An 18,060-nucleotide genomic window follows, 5' to 3' on the forward strand; every position below is an offset into this window, starting at 1 on the left:
GAACAAAAAATCTCGGCGTAACTAACAAAATTCAGTTTGAAAAATATTTGTCTTAGGCAGAGATAGAATTAAAAAATGATGAGTGCTTTAAAAAGATTACCTACTTGATCGCCTTACCTATCAAGTAAGGCTAACGCCTATTGGCGTTGCTCTCTACCCTTAGAAAAATCTACTCTCTCCCTTTCTTCCAATCACTTACCACTGAGCAAACTTCTGATTTGATTGCGCAAGTATTCATTCTCTCTTTCTTCTTGTAGCTTCTCCCTAACTTCTTCTTCTTTGGCTTGCATGTTCAAGTTGCCATTCTTAAAAATCTCAGAACTAATCACATTCTGCCTCATTTGATAACCTGCACGATTACTCAATGTTTCTAAAATTTCTCGTTGGTTATTTTTCCTAGTGGTATATTCTTGCTCCTTGTCTTGTAGGAGAGTTTTGTAATACTGATTGATTTTTTCTAGCTGAGCTTTTTCTCTTGCCACTTCATTGATCACTTGCTTGTTGTTTGCTCCACTCACATCATAGCCATGCAAGTTTTTTGTGTTAGCTCCTAGCATTGGCTGACTTCCTTGCAACACATCAAAGGTCTGTGGTTGCTCTTTGTTGTTAGGATTATCATTATAGTTACTCGCTATCATCACCACACCCTTTTGATTCAAAGTAGGCTGCAAGTAAAAATCAATGTCAGATCTTGCTCCATTAGCTTGGAAGTAATTCTTGTATTGAAGTATCTTATTGGCATCGCCTATGAGCGTAATCTTTTTAGAATGATGAACAAGTTTGAAAGTTAGTACAACTTGTTTATTATCCAACAAATAGTCCTTGTAATTTGGCAACTTCACTTGCACCATGAATGGTGTGTCTTTGAGTTTGTCATTTAAGGGTATCTCACTATACTTCTCTATCAGTTCATTATACACAGGCGTATAAACATGGTTCTTTTGTTTCACCACTTTTTTCGCATAATTACTGCACGCGCTTAAAGTTAAGCACAGAATTGCCGCACCGATTAAAACACTTGCTCTCAGTTTCATTGTTGTTTCTCCTTATCGCTCTCGTTTCATTAGTTTCATTCTGCAGCGCCTTGTTTCTTTGAAGCGAAAAGACCATTGATAAAATTTTTTATACCAATAACCTTAATAACTTTATAAATCAAATAGCCCATACCTATGAAGCAAATGTTTTTCAAAACAAAAAGCACCTTATCGTTAGTGCTACCAATTCCTAAGATATATAGTTCATAAATAGATCTAATTGTTTCTAATCCAAAAAACAAAACCGCACCCACACCAAAGGCATAGTAAAAATACTGAAGTTTTAATTTTGTTTTTAGACTTTCCACTAGCTCTGTGTTTTTGCTAGTTCTTAAAAATACAAAATAGATTGCAAACAAAACAAATATCCCACCCATACACAATCCTAACAGATGCTCTAACCCTCCTATATACCCTAAGAATGAATGAGCATATGCTTCCATTATTCTTTGTTTGGCTTGTCCTATCTGCATCAGAAGTTCATACCTTTTTTCTTGCGGTAGCTTTTCTATTTCTATCAGGATATTTTTCAACTCTTCTTGATTCTTTAAAGCTTCGTGAAATCTTTGCTCCCCTAAACTCCCTTTGGGATATAACGAGTCTAGCAAATTTAAAAGATCATTGCTCTGTGAGTTGCTAGGTGGTGGGGCGTTTAGCGGATTGGATCCATGATGCTCTGTTGTATCGTTCATGAAATTCCTTTCAAGAATTAAATTGAGAAATTGTTTTGATATTATACCATTCTCTCTATGAGTTGTGATTGTCTTATCTCTTTGAATTAGGTGCTTCTAAAATTTCATTATTAGGTTACGACTGCTTACTCATTGCTCTTACTTTTTGAGTTGCATCGTGTTTCATCTTGCTTCTTATTTGAAGCAATTCGCTGCTTACATTACTTATAAGGAATCTTTGTTCAACGCCTTATCCAAAAAGGTTTTTGTTAAAGGTTTTTTCAAATATATATTTTTACAGAAATTTTGCTATACTATAACTGAAATTGTTTTAAGGAGTTTTTGATGAAAAAATTTCTCAAGTATTTCTCAAGTTTTACAACCAACGAACCAATGAACTAAACAATAAAGCTGTCGCATGTTAGGGAAAAAAAACGAGAAAGTCTTGATTGATGAAAATTTGGTTGGGGGTGTGATAGCCCTTGATAGATTGGCAAAACTCAATAAGGCCAATAGGACTTTCAAAAGGGCTTTTTATCTCTCTATGGTGCTCAATATCGCCGCTGTAACGAGTATTGTAATGATGATGCCTTTGAAGAAAACGGATATATTTGTTTATGGCATTGATCGATACACAGGAGAATTTAAAATTGTTAAACGCTCCGATGCTAGACAAATTGTCAATTCTGAAGCTGTTGTGGATAGTGCAACTTCAAAATTTGTTTCATTGCTGTTTGGTTATAGCAAAAATTCTTTGAGGGATCGCAAGGATCAACTAATGCAGTATTGCGATGTGAGTTTCCAAACCCAAGCAATGAGAATGTTCAATGAAAATATCAGACAATTCGTAGATAAAGTCCGAGCAGAAGCTATCATTAGCTCTAACATACAAAGAGAAAAAGTCAAAAATAGTCCCTTAACGAGATTAACGTTTTTCATTACCATCAAAATCACGCCTGATACAATGGAAAATTATGAATATATCACTAAAAAACAAGTAACTATTTATTATGATTTTGCTAGAGGTAACTCTTCTCAAGAAAATCTTATCATCAATCCTTTTGGCTTCAAAGTGTTTGACATTCAAATCACAGATTTACAAAACGAACAGACGGTAAGCGAAATTTTAAGAAAGATTAAAGAAGTGGAATCAAAAAATAAGGCATTAAAACAATAAGAGCATGTTTAATATTAAAAGGACTTTTTTTATAACGATCATAAGTTTTTTTCTCATTGTTCCTAATTGGTTGAAAGCTATTGATTTGCCCATTGTTTCAAATCTCAAAATTTACCAAACAGTTTATTGCATGCTGATACCGAGTTATGTTTTAACCAACAAAAGTTTTGCAGATATTTTGACAGGCTATACATCTATTGGTGCATCAGGGAGTGGAAAGAGTTCAGGGCAGGGTGTGATCGAAGCGCTTAGCACACCATTAGCCACAAGTTTAGCCGCTAGCAATCTGGTGAAATATTTGAATACTTTAGGTCCTTTATGGGGATCGGCGTGGGCAAGTGTTGCTACAGCTATACAAGGTTTTGCTCTAACGCCATCAAGTGGCTGTAATTTTGGTTGGAACGCATTGATAAATAAAAACATAGATGTATCCATGGATAGCGTGCTAGACAATTTGAGCAACAAGATTCAGAATTTTACCAAAGGCGGTGTTGAGGACAATGTGAAAGGCAATATTCTTTTGCAAATAATTGGCTCAATAACCGCTCAAGCTTCTACGAATATTACAGCTGATGGTTTAATTTGGCTGATTGGTAAAGAATTCACTGCAAATAAACTGCAAAACAACACTACAGCCATGCTTGCTTTTGCCGCATTAGAATCTGTTGTCAAAGGAGCGGACGCTGCTGTTCTTCCTGCATATGGTGTAGTCAATCTGCCTGATATTATCATAGGGCAAGGGTCATATCTTGATTTTGTTTCTTACCTAATTTATATTGTTTTTGGGATTTTTGTTTTTATTTCTTTTATGAAATTGAGAGATATTTCAAATGGCATTCAGCTTAACATAGGTTTTGAATACATGCGATTTATTGGGGGGACATTATTCAAAATGGCGATGGTCTCTTTTATTGCCTATGCAGGTTTTGGTTATCTTTATAAAATCTCTTATTCCATTTATTTTGGTTTAGCAGGCGCTTTTGGGCTGAATCAAGTTCTTTTTTGGGCTTTAGATTTAGTGCTGAATTACACTGTTAATTCAATTTTACCTGCGGTAAGAGCTGTTTTTTCTAATGTTGGCAACAACGCTCCTAGTTTGTTACAAGGCTTGCAAGTGGCAGGTATTTCTTTATTCGCTATTTTTATGCAAGTAACTATCATTATGAGAATAAGCACTGTGGTTGTGAAACCTTTGATAGCGGGGGCTTTTAGCGGTATTGTGTTCCCTATTGCGGTATGTTTGATCGTGCTAGATTGGTTCAAAGATTCTATGAAAAACATATTGATATGGTTTATTAATAATTTGTTTATCTTGGTTTTAGCTATTCCTATTTTGCTCTTTGGTGTTTTGGCATTATTGGCATTCAATTTGACCATAACGCCCTCTGTTGCTATACAGAACATCAATCAAGGGGGACTAGGTATCGATTCAACCATTGCGAGTCTTATCACTTTATTTATTTTAAAGGGTTTCATAGAGACGATTATTGAAAGTGTCAATGCGATCGTTAACACCATTTTCAGCTCTGTTTCTATGGATGGCAGCAGAATGGATAGAGAAAGAGATGCCTTAATGGTTGGAAGAGTTGGTGGATCTATGTTTAAAGGATAAGCCACTTTATTCTTGTGTTGCAATTACAAATATTTTTTAAGAGGAATTGTTGATGGGGCAGGCATTTTTTAAAAAAATTGTTGGCTGTTTCTGTCTTGGTTATTTATTTTTATCTAGCGTAATAGAAGCAGCAGCACCTGACATTAAAAATTTTAATCGTGGTAGGGTGAAAGTGGTGAATAAGAAGATTGCTTATTTGGGAGATGAAAAACCTATTACGATTTGGACTTCATTAGACAATGTTACTGTGATCCAACTTGAAAAAGATGAAACTATTTCTTACATCACAACAGGTTTCAATAAAGGTTGGAGTATTGTGCCTAATTCTAATCATATATTCATTCAACCTAAATCGGTAAAAAGTAATCTCATGTTTGAAAAAGAAGCAGTGAATTTTGCCCTAATGACAAGAGATTACCAAGAATTTTTAAAAACAAAAAAACTTATCGTAGATGCACCTGACCCTAAAGAATTAGAAGAACAAAAAAAAGCTCTAGAAAAAGAAAAAGAAGCTAAAGAACAGGCGCAAAAAGCGCAAAAAGATAAAAGAGAAAAAAGAAAAGAAGAACGCGCAAAAAATAGAGCCAATTTAGAAAATCTCACTAACGCTATGAGTAACCCACAAAATTTGAGCAATAACAAAAATCTTAGCGAATTTATCAAGCAACAACGAGAAAATGAATTAGACCAAATGGAACGACTAGAGGACATGCAAGAGCAGGCTCAAGCTAATGCGCTCAAACAAATTGAAGAACTCAACAAGAAACAAGCTGAAGAGACAATCAAGCAAAGAGCCAAAGATAAAATCAGTATTAAGACAGATAAGCCTCAAAAAAGTCCTGAGGATAACTCCATAGAATTATCTCCTAGCGATAGCGCTTGGAGAACTAATCTTGTTGTGCGGACTAATAAAGCCTTGTATCAATTCATTTTGAGGATAGCTCAAAAAGACAATTTTGCTTCAGCGTATCTAACAGTCAAATTAGAATACCCACAAAGACACGAAGTTTCTAGCGTTATTGAAGAGGAGCTAAAAAAGAGGGAAGAAGCAAAGAGGCAGAGAGAATTGATCAAGCAAGAAAATCTTAACACCACAGCCTACATCAATAGAGTGATGATGGCGAGCAATGAACAGATTATCAACAAAGAAAAAATAAGAGAAGAAAAACAAAAAATTATACTAGATCAAGCAAAGGCGCTAGAGACTCAATACGTGCATAATGCATTAAAAAGAAACCCTGTGCCTAGAAACTACAATTACTACCAAGCGCCTGAAAAACGCTCTAAACATATTATGCCCTCTGAAATTTTTGATGATGGCACATTCACTTATTTTGGTTTCAAAAACATCACTCTCCAACCCGCTATTTTTGTGGTTCAACCTGATGGGAAATTGAGCATGACTGATGCCGCCATTGATCCTAACATGACCAATTCAGGATTGAGATGGTATAGAGTTAATGAAATTGCAGAAAAGTTTAAGCTCATTAAAGACAAAGCCCTTGTAACAGTAATAAATAAAGGCTATGGGAAAAATCCATTGACAAGAAATTACAATATCAAAAACTATGGTGAATTGGAGCGCGTGATTAAAAAGCTCCCTCTTGTCAGAGATAAATAAAAAGGCGTTAAGACATGAATGAAGAAAACGATAAACTTGAAACTTCTCAAAAAACCCAACAACATTCACCCCAAGATTTATCCAATGAAGAAGCGACAGAAGTCAATCATTTTGAAGATTCTTCAAAAGAATCCAAAGAAAGCTCAGATCATTATCTTGACAACCCCACAGAAACTAAAACCAATTTTGATGAAGACAAGTTAGAAGAAACCCAAACTCAAATGGATTCTGGAGGTAATGAAACTTCAGAATCTAGCAATGGCAGTCTGGCAGACAAGTTATTCAAGAAAGCCAGAAAATTGGTTGATGATAAAAGACCTTTCACTCAACAAAAGAGTTTAGATGAAGAAGTCCAAAAACTGAACGAAGAATATGATCAAGAAAATAATTGGCATCAAGAAGAAACTCAAACGGACTTAATTGATGTTGATGATAAAAGACCTTTCACTCAACAAAAGAGTTTAGATGAAGAAGTCCAAAAACTGAACGAAGAAGACGATCAAGAAAATAATGAGTATCAAGAAGAAACTCAAACGGGCTTAATTGATGATGAAACTTCTAAAAAAGCCCAACAAGATTCACCACAAGATCTATCTAATGAAGAAGCGACAGAAGCCAATCATTTTGAAGATTCTTCAAAAGAATCCAAAGAAAGCTCAGATCATTATCTTGACAACCCCACAGAAACTAAAACCCAAGAAACTAAAACCCATTTTGATGGAGACAAGCTAGAAGAAATAACTGACGACTCTAACGATCAAGAGATTATCAAAGGAAGCAAAAAGAAATACATTATTGGTGGCATTGTAGTCGCTGTTCTTATTGTGATTATTTTATTTTCTAGAAGCATTTTTCACTACTTTGTACCTTTGGAAGATAAAAGCTCTCGTTTTAGCAAAGACAGGAATCTTTATGTCAATGATGAAATCCAAATAAGGCAAGAGTATAACCGATTGCTGAAAGAACGGAATGAAAAAGGCAATATGATCGATAAGAATCTTTTCCTCAATGACGATCCCAATAGAACCTTATACAACTATTTGAATATTGCAGAAATTGAGGACAAAAACCCATTGAAAGCCTTTTATGAATGTATTAGTAATGGCGGCAACTATGAAGAATGTTTGAAGCTTATCAAAGACAAAAAACTTCAAGATCAAATGAAAAAGACTCTAGAGGCTTATAATGACTGCATCAAAAATGCCAAAACTGAAGAAGAAAGGATCAAGTGTTTAGATTTAATCAAAGATGAAAACCTGAAAAAAAGCTTACTGAACCAACAAAAAGTTCAAGTGGCGCTAGATTGTTTGAAAAACGCCAAAACCGATGAAGAACGAAACGATTGTCTAAAACTCATCAATGACCCTGAGGTTAGAGAGAAATTCCGTAAGGAATTAGAGCTTCAAAAAGAGCTTCAAGGGTATAAGGATTGTATCAAAAACGCCAAAACAGAAGCTGAGAAAAACGAATGTTTGAAAGGCTTGTCTAAAGAAGCTATAGAAAGATTGAAACAGCAAGCTCTAGATTGTTTGAAAAACGCTAAAACCGATGAAGAACGAAACGAGTGCTTGAAAAATATTCCCCAAGACTTGCAAAAAGAACTACTAGCTGATATGAGCATCAAGGCTTACAAGGATTGCGTATCTCAAGCCAAAAACGAAGCTCAAGGCGAAAAATTACAAAGCGATTTTTAGCTAAAACAGGTTTAAAGCTTATAAAAACGCTATCTCAAGCCAAAAACGAAGCTGAGAAAAAAGAATGCGAGAAATTACTCACCCCTGAAGCGAAAAAACTGTTAGAGCAACAAGCACTAGATTGTTTGAAAAACGCTAAAACCGATGAAGAACGAAAAAAGTGTATCTCAAAAAACGAAGCTTGCGAGAAATTACTCACGCCTGAAGCGAAAGACTTGCAGAAAAAGGTTTTAGCCAAAGAGAGCGTTAAAGCTTATTTGGACTGCGTTTCAAGAGCTAGAAATGAAAAAGAGAAACAAGAATGCGAAAAATTACTCACCCCTGAAGCGAAAAAACTTTTAAAAACGCTAAAACCGATGAAGAACGAAAAAAGTGTATCAAAGATCTCCCTAAAGACTTACAAAGCGATATTTTAGCTAAAGAGAGTCTTAAAGCTTATAAAGACTGCGTATCTCAAGCCAAAACTGAAGCTGAAAAAAAAGAATGCGAGAAATTACTCACCCCTGAAGCGAGGAAACTTTTAGAAGAAGAAGCCAAAGAGAGCGTTAAAGCTTACTTGGATTGCGTGTCTCAAGCCAAAACTGAAGCTGAGAAAAAAGAATGCGAGAAATTACTCACCCCTGAAGCGAAAAAAAAGTTAGAAGAAGCTAAAAAAAGCGTTAAGGCTTCCTGAAGCTCAAGAAAAAAAAGAATGCGAGAAATTACTCACGCCTGAAGCGAAAAAACTCTTAGAGCAACAAGCACTAGATTGTTTGAAAAACGCTAAAACCGATGAAGAACGAAAAAAGTGTATCAAAGATCTCCCTAAAGACTTGCAGAAAAAGGTTTTAGCCAAAGAGAGCGTTAAAGCTTATTTGGACTGCGTTTCAAGAGCTAGAAATGAAAAAGAGAAACAAGAATGCGAGAAATTACTCATTTTAGAAGAGGCTAAAGAGAGTCTTAAAGCTTATAAAGACTGCCAAAAATTACTCACCCCTGAAGCGAGGAAACTTTTAAAGCTTAAAGCTTAAAAAAGCCAAAAAAGAATGCGAGAAATTACTCACGCCTGAAGCGAAAAAACTCTTAGAGCAACAAGCACTAGATTGTTTGAAAAACGCTAAAACCGATGAAGAACGAAAAAAGTGTATCAAAGATCTCCCTAAAGACTTGCAGAAAAAGGTTTTAGCCAAAGAGAGCGTTAAAGCTTATTTGGACTGCGTTTCAAGAGCTAGAAATGAAAAAGAGAAAAAAGAATGCGAGAAATTACTCACCCCTGAAGCGAAAAAACTTTTAGAAGAGGCTAAAGAGAGTCTTAAGGCTTATAAAGACTGCGTATCAAAAGCCAGGAATGAAAAAGAGAAACAAGAATGCGAAAAATTACTCACCCCTGAAGCGAGGAAATTTTTAGCGAAGCAAGTGCTAAGTTGTTTGGAAAAAGCTAGAAATGAGGAAGAAAGAAAAGCATGTCTTAAAAATATCCCTAAAGACTTACAGAAAAATGTTTTAGCCAAAGAGAGTCTTAAAGCTTATAAAGACTGCCTCTCTCAAGCTAGAAATGAAGAAGAAAGAAAAGCTTGCGAAAAATTACTCACCCCTGAAGCGAGGAGACTCTTAGAGCAAGAAGCTAAGAAGAGCGTTAAGGCTTATTTGGACTGCGTATCAAAAGCTAGGAATGAAAAAGAGAAACAAGAATGCGAAAAATTACTCACCCCTGAAGCGAGAAAATTTTTAGCAAAAGAACTCCAACAAAAAGATAAAGCGATCAAAGATTGCTTGAAAAACGCCGATCCTAACGACAGAGCGGCCATTATGAAGTGTTTGGATGGTTTGAGCGATGAAGAGAAGCTCAAATACCTGCAAGAAGCTAGAGAAAAGGCTGTCTTGGATTGTTTGAAAACGGCTAGGACCGATGAAGAAAAAAGGAAATGCCAAAACCTTTATAGCGATTTGATCCAAGAAATCCAAAATAAAAGGACACAAAATAAACAAAATCAATTGAGTAAAACAGAAAGATTGCATCAAGCAAGCGAGTGCTTGGATAACTTAGATGACCCTACTGATCAAGAAGCCATAGAGCAATGTTTAGAGGGCTTAAGCGATAGTGAAAGGGCGCTAATTCTAGGAATTAAACGACAAGCTGATGAAGTGGATCTGATTTATAGCGATCTAAGAAACCGCAAAACCTTTGATAACATGGCGGCTAAAGGTTATCCGTTGTTGCCAATGGATTTCAAAAATGGTGGCGATATTGCCACTATTAACGCTACTAATGTTGATGCGGACAAAATAGCTAGCGATAATCCTATTTATGCTTCCATAGAGCCTGACATTACCAAGCAATACGAAACAGAAAAAACCATTAAGGATAAGAATTTAGAAGCTAAATTAGCTAAGGCTTTAGGTGGCAATAAAAAAGATGACGATAAAGAAAAAAGTAAAAAATCCACAGCAGAAGCTAAAGCAGAAAGCAATAAGATAGACAAAGATGTCGCAGAAACTGCTAAGAATATCAGTGAAATCGCTCTTAAGAACAAAAAAGAAAAGAGTGGGGAATTTGTAGATGAAAATGGTAATCCCATTGACGACAAAAAGAAAGAAGAAAAACAAGATGAAACAAGCCCTGTCAAACAGGCCTTTATAGGCAAGAGTGATCCCACATTTGTTTTAGCGCAATACACCCCTATTGAAATCACTCTAACCTCTAAAGTAGATGCCACTCTCACAGGTATAGTGAGTGGGGTTGTAGCCAAAGATGTATGGAACATGAACGGCACTATGATCTTACTAGACAAAGGCACTAAGGTGTATGGGAATTATCAAAGCGTGAAAGGTGGCACACCCATTATGACACGCTTAATGATAGTCTTTACTAAAGCCATTACGCCTGATGGTGTGATAATACCTCTAGCAAACGCTCAAGCAGCAGGCATGCTGGGTGAAGCAGGGGTAGATGGCTATGTGAATAATCACTTTATGAAGCGCATAGGCTTTGCTGTGATAGCAAGCGTGGTTAATAGCTTCTTGCAAACTGCGCCTATCATAGCTCTAGATAAACTCATAGGCCTTGGCAAAGGCAGAAGTGAAAGGACACCTGAATTTAATTACGCTTTGGGTCAAGCTATCAATGGTAGTATGCAAAGTTCAGCTCAAATGTCTAATCAAATTCTAGGGCAACTGATGAATATCCCCCCAAGTTTTTACAAAAACGAGGGTGATAGTATTAAGATTCTCACAATGGACGATATTGATTTTAGTGGCGTGTATGATGTTAAAATTACCAACAAATCTGTGGTAGATGAAATCATCAAACAAAGCACCAAAACTTTGTCTAGAGAACATGAAGAAATCACCACAAGCCCCAAAGGTGGCAATTAATTCAAGAGAAAGGATAAAATATATTGATGTTATTAAACTCGGTTCTTTACAAAATAAAAAACAAAACCAACGACAGGCTCTTCTAGAGAATATAGTGGCGGAAAAAACCAAGCAAAAACAATGAAAGGAAACAGCAATGGAACTCGGTTTTAATGAAGCAGAAAGACAAAAGATCTTAGACAGCAACAGATCTCTTATGGGAAATGCAAATGAAGTAAGGGATAAGTTTATTCAAAATTACGCCTCTTCTTTAAAAGATAGCAACGATCCGCAAGATTTTTTGAGAAGAGTTCAAGAGTTAAGAATCAATATGCAAAAGAATTTTATTAGTTTTGATGCTTATTACAACTATTTGAACAACCTTGTGTTAGCCAGTTACAATCGTTGCAAACAAGAAAAGACTTTTGCAGAAAGCACGATCAAAAATGAACTAACGCTTGGGGAGTTTGTTGCAGAAATTTCTGACAACTTCAATAATTTTATGTGTGATGAAGTGGCAAGAATTTCAGACCTAGTGGCTTCTTATCTGCCAAGAGAGTATTTACCGCCATTCATAGATGGCAATATGATGGGCGTGGCGTTTCAGATTCTAGGGATAGATGATTTTGGGAGAAAGCTCAATGAGATTGTCCAAGATATAGGGACTAAATATATTATTTTGAGCAAAAATAAGACTTATCTCACTTCTTTAGAAAGAGCTAAATTGATAACCCAATTAAAATTAAATTTGGAATAAGAACATGACTGAAGACAGATTGAGTGCAGAAGATAAAAAATTTCTAGAAGTAGAAAGAGCCTTAAAAGAAGCGGCATTAAATCCTCTAAGGCATGCTACTGAAGAACTTTTTGGTGATTTTTTAAAAATGGAAAATATCACTGAGATTTGTTACAATGGGAACAAGGTTGTGTGGGTTTTAAAAAATAATGGCGAATGGCAACCATTTGATGTGAGAGACAAGAAAGCCTTTAGTCTGTCTCGTTTAATGCATTTTGCCCGGTGTTGTGCAAGTTTTAAGAAAAAAACAATAGACAACTATGAAAATCCTATTTTGAGCAGCAATTTAGCGAATGGTGAAAGGGTGCAGATTGTCCTTTCCCCTGTTACAGTTAATGATGAAACCATTTCCATATCCATAAGGATACCTAGCAAAACAACCTATCCTCATAGCTTCTTTGAAGAGCAGGGTTTTTATAATCTGCTAGATAACAAAGAACAAGCGATCAGCGCGATTAAAGATGGTATTGCTATTGGTAAGAATGTGATTGTTTGTGGTGGCACAGGAAGCGGTAAAACGACTTATATCAAAAGCATCATGGAGTTTATCCCCAAAGAAGAAAGGATCATATCCATTGAAGACACCGAAGAGATTGTATTCAAACACCACAAGAACTACACACAGCTTTTTTTTGGTGGGAATATCACCTCTGCTGATTGCTTAAAGTCATGTTTGAGAATGCGGCCTGATAGAATCATTTTAGGAGAACTCAGAAGCAGTGAGGCATACGATTTTTATAATGTGCTTTGTAGCGGTCATAAAGGCACGCTAACCACTCTGCATGCAGGGAGCAGTGAAGAAGCGTTTATCCGTTTAGCCAACATGAGTTCATCTAATAGTGCAGCAAGGAATATCAAGTTTGAAAGTCTTATTGAGGGCTTTAAAGATTTGATTGATATGATTGTCCATATCAACCACCACAAACAGTGTGATGAATTTTATATCAAACATAGGTAGTAGGCGCAATGGAAGACTTTTTGTATAACACCTTATACTTCATAGAGGATTATAAGTTGGTTGTTATTTTTAGTTTCATAGGGTTAATAGCGTTATTTTTCCTCTACAAATTCATAAAAGCTCAAAAAAAGGCTTTTAAAGATAAAGCTAACCAACCTCAAAAGAAAAAAAGCTTTAAAGAAATCATTATAGATGGGCTGAAAGAAAGGGTTAAAACCTTTGGCTTTTGGTTGCAAGCTATATTATTACTATCCTATTCTTTTATCACATCAGGGTTATTTTTCTTGATTCTCTTAGGTAATTTTTATGATGATAATCGATCGCCTGAGAGCGATGATGATCTTTTTGATATATGGATCTATGCGATACAAGATTTTCCTAATTACTATTTTAAAGCGCTTGGTTTTAGTTCACTCAAGATTTATGGGTTCAATATATCATTAGTCGTATATAGTTCTATTTTATGTTCTTATATCTTCATTACCTTTTTTGTGTGGTTCTTAAAATACTTAACTCGGACTAGAGACATAGGAGCGAATAAAAAAGTTGATGATCTCTTTGGGAGCGCGAGTTGGGAAACTGAAGAGAAAATGATCAAAGCTAAACTTATCACACCCAATAATAAAAAACGCGCCTTTGACAAACGAGAGGTTATTGTAGGCAGGCGTGGTTTAGGGGATTTTATCGCTTACGCAGGACAGGCGTTCATTGGCTTGATTGCTCCTACTAGAAGCGGTAAAGGTGTGGGTTTCATCATGCCCAATATGATCAATTATCCTCAAAATATCGTTGTGTTTGACCCTAAGGCGGACACTATGGAAACTTGCGGAAAAATCAGAGAAAAACGTTTCAACCAAAAAGTGTTCATCTATGAACCTTTCTCCTTAAAAACACACCGATTTAATCCTTTCGCTTATGTGGATTTTGGTAATGATGTGGTTTTAACTGAAGACATACTCTCTCAAATTGACACACGCCTAAAAGGGCATGGGATGGTGGCTAGTGGGGGGGATTTTTCCACTCAAATCTTTGGATTGGCAAAGCTCGTGTTCCCTGAAAGACCTAATGAAAAAGATCCTTTTTTTAGCAATCAAGCGCGGAATCTTTTTGTCATCAATTGCAATATTTATAGGGATCTCATGTGGACTAAAAAGGGGCTTGAGTTTGTCAAAAGAAAAAAAATCATCATGCCTGAAACCCCCACAATGTTTTTCATAGGTTCTATGGCAAGCGGTATCAACTTGATTGATGAAGACACAAACATGGAAAAAGTCGTGTCTCTGATGGAATTTTTTGGAGGTGAAGAAGATAAGAGTGGCGACAATCTAAGAGCGCTTAGTCCTGCTACTAGAAACATGTGGAATAACTTCAAGACAATGGGTGGCGCTAAAGAAACTTATAGTTCTGTGCAGGGGGTTTATACATCAGCGTTTGCGCCTTACAATAACGCCATGATCAGGAATTTCACGAGCGCTAATGATTTTGATTTCAGGCGTTTAAGGATTGATGAAGTGAGTATTGGCGTGATCGCTAATCCTAAAGAAAGCACTATTGTTGGGCCGATATTAGAGCTGTTTTTCAATGTGATGATTTATAGCAATCTTATTCTGCCAATCCATGATCCACAATGCAAAAGAAGTTGCTTAATGCTTATGGATGAATTCACGCTCTGTGGCTATTTGGAAACCTTTGTTAAAGCGGTAGGGATCATGGCAGAATACAACATGCGCCCCGCTTTTGTATTTCAAAGTAAGGCGCAACTAGAGAATGACCCCCCACTTGGTTATGGTAGGAACGGCGCTAAGACTATTTTAGACAACCTTTCTTTGAATATGTATTATGGGATTAACAACGATAACTACTATGAACATTTTGAAAAACTTTCTAAGGTGTTAGGGAAATACACAAGGCAAGACGTGAGCCGGAGCATTGATGATAATACCGGTAAGACCAACACTTCTATCAGCAACAAAGAGCGGTTTTTGATGACCCCTGATGAATTGATGACTATGGGCGATGAGCTTATCATTCTAGAGAATACGCTCAAACCCATCAAATGCCACAAGGCGCTTTACTATGATGATCCATTCTTCACTGATGAACTCATCAAGGTGAGTCCAAGCTTGAGCAAGAAATACAAATTGGGGAAAGTGCCTAATCAGGCAACATTCTATGATGATTTGCAAGCCGCTAAAACTAGAGGTGAATTGAGCTATGACAAGTCTTTAGTGCCTGTGGGTTCAAGCGAACTGTGATTAAGACAAAATATCTTAACAAAAAGAAGCAAAATATATTTTAGAAAAATTAAAAGATAATGGTGTAAATGATATTATTATAAATTCATAAAATAATAGGATTGTGTCATCAAAATTGCTTATAAAATGAGTATGCTCTACTCGTTATATCGCACTTGAGAATAGATGCAACGGAATTTCTTCACGTAAGCGCCATTAGGGTTGTGTTTCATTCCCCCATTGTAAGCGCCTATTGCCATTTCTACTAATTGATACACGCTTTTGTTGGGATATTTCTGTTTGTAGTAATCAAAATTTTCTTTTAAAATTTGTTTGGCTAATTGGATCGCAAAATCCACATCATTGAGCAATTTGAACTTGAGGAGCGTTTTAGAATAGGTAGGATAGAATTTTTTAGCGGTGTTCAAAGTGATATGAAACATGGAATAAGAAGTGTCTTTTAGGGAAATTTCACGCTTGTTGTTCAAGCCCAAAGAACTTTCTAGTAAAGCGATAGAAATGAGCGTTCTGCACATTATTTCATTGTCGCAGCCTTTTTGATGGATATGGATAAGATTTTCGTATTGCTTGAAACTGATGGTTATTTTTTGGCATGGATAGGCTAAGGAATTAAGAAGTAAAGTCAGACCAATCCATTTCCCAAACAAAACTTCACTTTACTTTGAATCTTTCAGTAACGCTTTTTGTAACTTTTGCTTGTCGTATTTGAGCTTGTCCTTTAATGGCAAAAGTAAAGTTTGAACGCTCTCATAACCACACAGCATTCCCTCTTTATAGGGGTCGTTTTTGATTTTTACATAAAGACTGATGCCATTAGCATAACACAAACCATTAGACTTGATATAGTAGCTTTTGATTTCTTCTTCTAAGTTTCTCAAGTCATTAGGGTTGATAGGCGATTTTTTGCTGTAAGAATTTTCGCTAATCAAAGTCCCCTCATAGCTTCTTTTGATCGTGGTTTCTTTATCCACTAATAATCCATTATAGTTTTCTTTTTCTTTGACAACTCTCATTGTTTCAAAAGAATTACTTGTTTTAGGAGAAATAGGCACTTCCACTACTCTAGGTTTCTTAGCATTTTTCTTTTTCAACTCTGCTTCTAAAGCTTTTAGTTTCTTTTGATTTTCTAAGTCTTTGAGCTTGTATTTAGCCAATTCAGCCTCTTGTTTTTCTTTTTCTGCCAAGAGTTTCTTTTCCCTCTCTTCTTCATTGGCTATGAGTTGGGAGTTAGCGATTAACTCCTCTATGAGCTTCTCTTTGCTGTTTTCAGGAGCGGTTTGAGTGGCTGATGGTTGGGCCTCATTGGCGTTATTTGTCTCTTTTAGTTTATACAGGCTATAAGGAGCAATGATATTGGGTTTTTGAGTAACGCTATCGCTAGTGGGCATAGCGACCATCTCATCTCTTAGGGGCGAACACACTTCATCATTGGGTCTGCAGATCACATCGTTGGCGTAGTTGAAATACGCGCGTTTTTGTTGTTCAAAAAGCTTGTTCTCATCAATTGACGCTCCCTTATCAAGCGTGTGGGCATTGGGATCGCTTCTTTTTGGCACTCTCAAAAAAGTCGCTTGGGCATAAGGCATGTTCTCATTGATTTTTAACACAAACTTAGCGTTTCGTTTGTTGAGCGCTTTGAGAATGTTGTAATACCCATTGACTTGTTCTAATGAACCTGTGATGATGATGAGATCCGCATAAGTCCCCATCGCTCTTGTTTTGATAATGGGGTTTTCTATGGATAAATAGTTGTTGTAATCCAATAGATCCATAGCGTAGAGATAGGTTTTGTCTTTCAAAGCGCTATTACCAAACCAATCCCCAAAGCTTTTATCATTCACGTTCAAGGTGTCGTATATATCAAAAAGTGCTTGAGTTTTTGTGTCATCAACAGAGGCATATTGAGGTTTCTTATGATCAGGGATCTGTCGGCGCTGTTTAGCTTCTTTTTTGAGTCGTTTAGCTTCTTTCTTGGTCTCTTTAGTTTCTTTAGTGGCCTTAATGACCTTATCGGCTTCACTTATTTCTTTAGCATAAAGAGTGTTAGAGGTTAGTAAGCCTATGAGCGATACAGCGGTTGCTAGTTTTCTAAACATTAGTTTCCTTTTTTTCAGATTGGTATAGAGACAAAATTCCATATTCCATTGCATTTAAGGTAAGCGATGTAGCTGTAAAAAACTCATTGTTTTTGAAATTCTTTTTTCTTTTCATCAATCCATTGCATTTGGGATATTTAGGATCTTGTGAATCCACGCTAGCAATCCATTTGCACTTAAGATAATTTTTACACCCTAAGAAAAAAGAATTTTCTTTAATATTAGCTTTTACACTAGCCAAGCAGACCATTTTCATTGAGCCATTTATTTCTCGTAAAACGCCCTTACAGTCGCCTTTATTTACATAATTAGAGCAACTATAAAATGAGACACTATTCAATTCTCTTTGTATCATTTTACAGGTCGCTTGTGTGGGTCATGCAGTGAGTAATAAACCACTACAACGCCTAAATTTTTGAAATTTTCTCTTATTCTTTCTTCAGTCAAAATCGTTGTTTTGCCTCAATCTTTCGTCTCTTTAGCTTCAGTTGGTTCGTTGGTAACGCTTGTTGCTTGAGATTTTTGGGTTTCGTTATTGACAGTTGTTGCCGCTTTAGATTGCTTTTTGAACAATTTTTCAATTAATTTCACTAAGTTGATATTAGAAAAAGACAAAAAGATTCCCATTGCAACAAAGATTATCCCAACAATCCCCATAGCACCGCTCAAGACACAACATAAAACCCCTGCTCCAATGAGACCTAATGAATCATAACGCTTATCAGTCAAACTGTTTTTGAAAAAATTTACAAAAGCGTTTGGTTTTTTTGTTTCATGGGTTGTTTCAGTTGTATTGATTGTGTCAGCCATAGT

General features: G+C 36.1%; 12 protein-coding genes and 1 pseudogene. 7 read left to right on the top strand and 6 right to left on the bottom strand.

What is annotated here, in order from left to right; translation table 11 throughout:
* Positions 1 to 191: 191 nt before the first annotated feature.
* Positions 192 to 1,034, bottom strand: coding sequence for a type IV secretion system apparatus protein CagT (gene cagT / locus QAP06_RS03830; protein ID WP_000776454.1), 843 nt, complete (start codon positions 1,032 to 1,034; stop codon positions 192 to 194).
* 35 nt (positions 1,035 to 1,069) lie between these two features.
* On the bottom strand, positions 1,070 to 1,726 hold the full coding sequence (gene cagU, locus QAP06_RS03835; RefSeq protein WP_140548515.1) for a cag pathogenicity island translocation protein CagU: 657 nt from the start codon (positions 1,724 to 1,726) through the stop codon (positions 1,070 to 1,072).
* 397 nt (positions 1,727 to 2,123) lie between these two features.
* On the opposite strand from cagU, the gene cagV reads away from it, so the two are divergent.
* The 7 genes and pseudogenes from cagV (at position 2,124) to cag5 (ending at position 15,151) form a co-directional block, all read left to right on the top strand.
* Positions 2,124 to 2,882: a cag pathogenicity island type IV secretion system protein CagV gene (gene cagV, locus QAP06_RS03840; RefSeq protein ID WP_231258031.1), complete on the top strand. Its 759-nt coding sequence runs from the start codon at positions 2,124 to 2,126 to the stop codon at positions 2,880 to 2,882.
* Between the two features lie 4 nt (positions 2,883 to 2,886).
* Positions 2,887 to 4,494 carry a cag pathogenicity island VirB6 family T4SS protein CagW gene (gene cagW, locus QAP06_RS03845; RefSeq protein WP_286464861.1) on the top strand — a complete coding sequence of 536 codons (1,608 nt, stop codon included), beginning with the start codon at positions 2,887 to 2,889 and terminating at the stop codon, positions 4,492 to 4,494.
* Positions 4,495 to 4,546: 52 nt separating this feature from the next.
* The gene (gene cagX / locus QAP06_RS03850; RefSeq protein ID WP_286464862.1) at positions 4,547 to 6,115 is read left to right on the top strand and encodes a type IV secretion system apparatus protein CagX; all 1,569 of its coding nucleotides are present in this window, start codon (positions 4,547 to 4,549) and stop codon (positions 6,113 to 6,115) included.
* Positions 6,116 to 6,129: 14 nt separating this feature from the next.
* Positions 6,130 to 11,163: pseudogene (locus QAP06_RS03855) on the top strand (CagY family CD-EC repeat-containing protein).
* Positions 11,164 to 11,299: 136 nt separating this feature from the next.
* Positions 11,300 to 11,899, top strand: a complete 600-nt coding sequence (gene cagZ, locus QAP06_RS03860; RefSeq protein WP_000418795.1) for a cag pathogenicity island translocation protein CagZ — start codon at positions 11,300 to 11,302, stop codon at positions 11,897 to 11,899.
* A gap of 4 nt (positions 11,900 to 11,903) precedes the next feature.
* Entirely contained in the window at positions 11,904 to 12,896 is a 993-nt protein-coding gene (gene virB11 / locus QAP06_RS03865; protein WP_000133874.1) for a cag pathogenicity island type IV secretion system ATPase VirB11, read from the top strand.
* An 8-nt stretch (positions 12,897 to 12,904) separates the two neighbouring features.
* Positions 12,905 to 15,151 (top strand): VirD4 family type IV secretion system ATPase Cag5, encoded by a 2,247-nt coding sequence (cag5, locus tag QAP06_RS03870; RefSeq protein ID WP_140490664.1) that lies wholly within the window; start codon positions 12,905 to 12,907, stop codon positions 15,149 to 15,151.
* Between the two features lie 137 nt (positions 15,152 to 15,288).
* Here the strand turns inward: cag5 and cag4 are convergent, their stop codons facing one another.
* The 4 genes from cag4 to QAP06_RS03890 all read right to left on the bottom strand — a co-directional run bounded on the left by cag4 (position 15,289) and on the right by QAP06_RS03890 (position 18,057).
* The gene (gene cag4, locus QAP06_RS03875) at positions 15,289 to 15,798 is read right to left on the bottom strand and encodes a VirB1 family T4SS lytic transglycosylase Cag4 (RefSeq protein ID WP_021303448.1); all 510 of its coding nucleotides are present in this window, start codon (positions 15,796 to 15,798) and stop codon (positions 15,289 to 15,291) included.
* Between the two features lie 9 nt (positions 15,799 to 15,807).
* Positions 15,808 to 17,247 carry a type IV secretion system outer membrane cap subunit Cag3 gene (gene cag3 / locus QAP06_RS03880; RefSeq protein WP_286464865.1) on the bottom strand — a complete coding sequence of 480 codons (1,440 nt, stop codon included), beginning with the start codon at positions 17,245 to 17,247 and terminating at the stop codon, positions 15,808 to 15,810.
* The gene (locus QAP06_RS03885; protein WP_286464866.1) at positions 17,240 to 17,602 is read right to left on the bottom strand and encodes a cag pathogenicity island protein; all 363 of its coding nucleotides are present in this window, start codon (positions 17,600 to 17,602) and stop codon (positions 17,240 to 17,242) included. Before QAP06_RS03885 ends, cag3 begins: the two co-directional genes overlap by 8 nt.
* Positions 17,603 to 17,709: 107 nt before the next feature.
* Positions 17,710 to 18,057 carry a cag pathogenicity island protein Cag1 gene (locus QAP06_RS03890; RefSeq protein ID WP_286464868.1) on the bottom strand — a complete coding sequence of 116 codons (348 nt, stop codon included), beginning with the start codon at positions 18,055 to 18,057 and terminating at the stop codon, positions 17,710 to 17,712.
* Between the last annotated feature and the right edge of the window lie 3 nt (positions 18,058 to 18,060).

Origin of the sequence: Helicobacter pylori (assembly GCF_030323545.1) — a bacterium.
In the GTDB taxonomy this organism is placed as follows: domain Bacteria; phylum Campylobacterota; class Campylobacteria; order Campylobacterales; family Helicobacteraceae; genus Helicobacter; species Helicobacter pylori_CO.

Bases quoted from the DNA above. Each gene is read 5' to 3' on its own strand.
- cagZ (WP_000418795.1), top strand. From the start codon at position 11,300: ATGGAACTCGGTTTTAATGAAGCAGAAAGACAAAAGATCTTAGACAGC.
- virB11 (WP_000133874.1), top strand. From the start codon at position 11,904: ATGACTGAAGACAGATTGAGTGCAGAAGATAAAAAATTTCTAGAAGTA.
- cag5 (WP_140490664.1), top strand. From the start codon at position 12,905: ATGGAAGACTTTTTGTATAACACCTTATACTTCATAGAGGATTATAAG.
- cagT (WP_000776454.1), bottom strand. From the start codon at position 1,034: ATGAAACTGAGAGCAAGTGTTTTAATCGGTGCGGCAATTCTGTGCTTA.
- cag3 (WP_286464865.1), bottom strand. From the start codon at position 17,247: ATGTTTAGAAAACTAGCAACCGCTGTATCGCTCATAGGCTTACTAACC.
- cagW (WP_286464861.1), top strand. From the start codon at position 2,887: ATGTTTAATATTAAAAGGACTTTTTTTATAACGATCATAAGTTTTTTT.
- cagV (WP_231258031.1), top strand. From the start codon at position 2,124: ATGTTAGGGAAAAAAAACGAGAAAGTCTTGATTGATGAAAATTTGGTT.
- cagU (WP_140548515.1), bottom strand. From the start codon at position 1,726: ATGAACGATACAACAGAGCATCATGGATCCAATCCGCTAAACGCCCCA.
- QAP06_RS03885 (WP_286464866.1), bottom strand. From the start codon at position 17,602: ATGATACAAAGAGAATTGAATAGTGTCTCATTTTATAGTTGCTCTAAT.
- cagX (WP_286464862.1), top strand. From the start codon at position 4,547: ATGGGGCAGGCATTTTTTAAAAAAATTGTTGGCTGTTTCTGTCTTGGT.
- QAP06_RS03890 (WP_286464868.1), bottom strand. From the start codon at position 18,057: ATGGCTGACACAATCAATACAACTGAAACAACCCATGAAACAAAAAAA.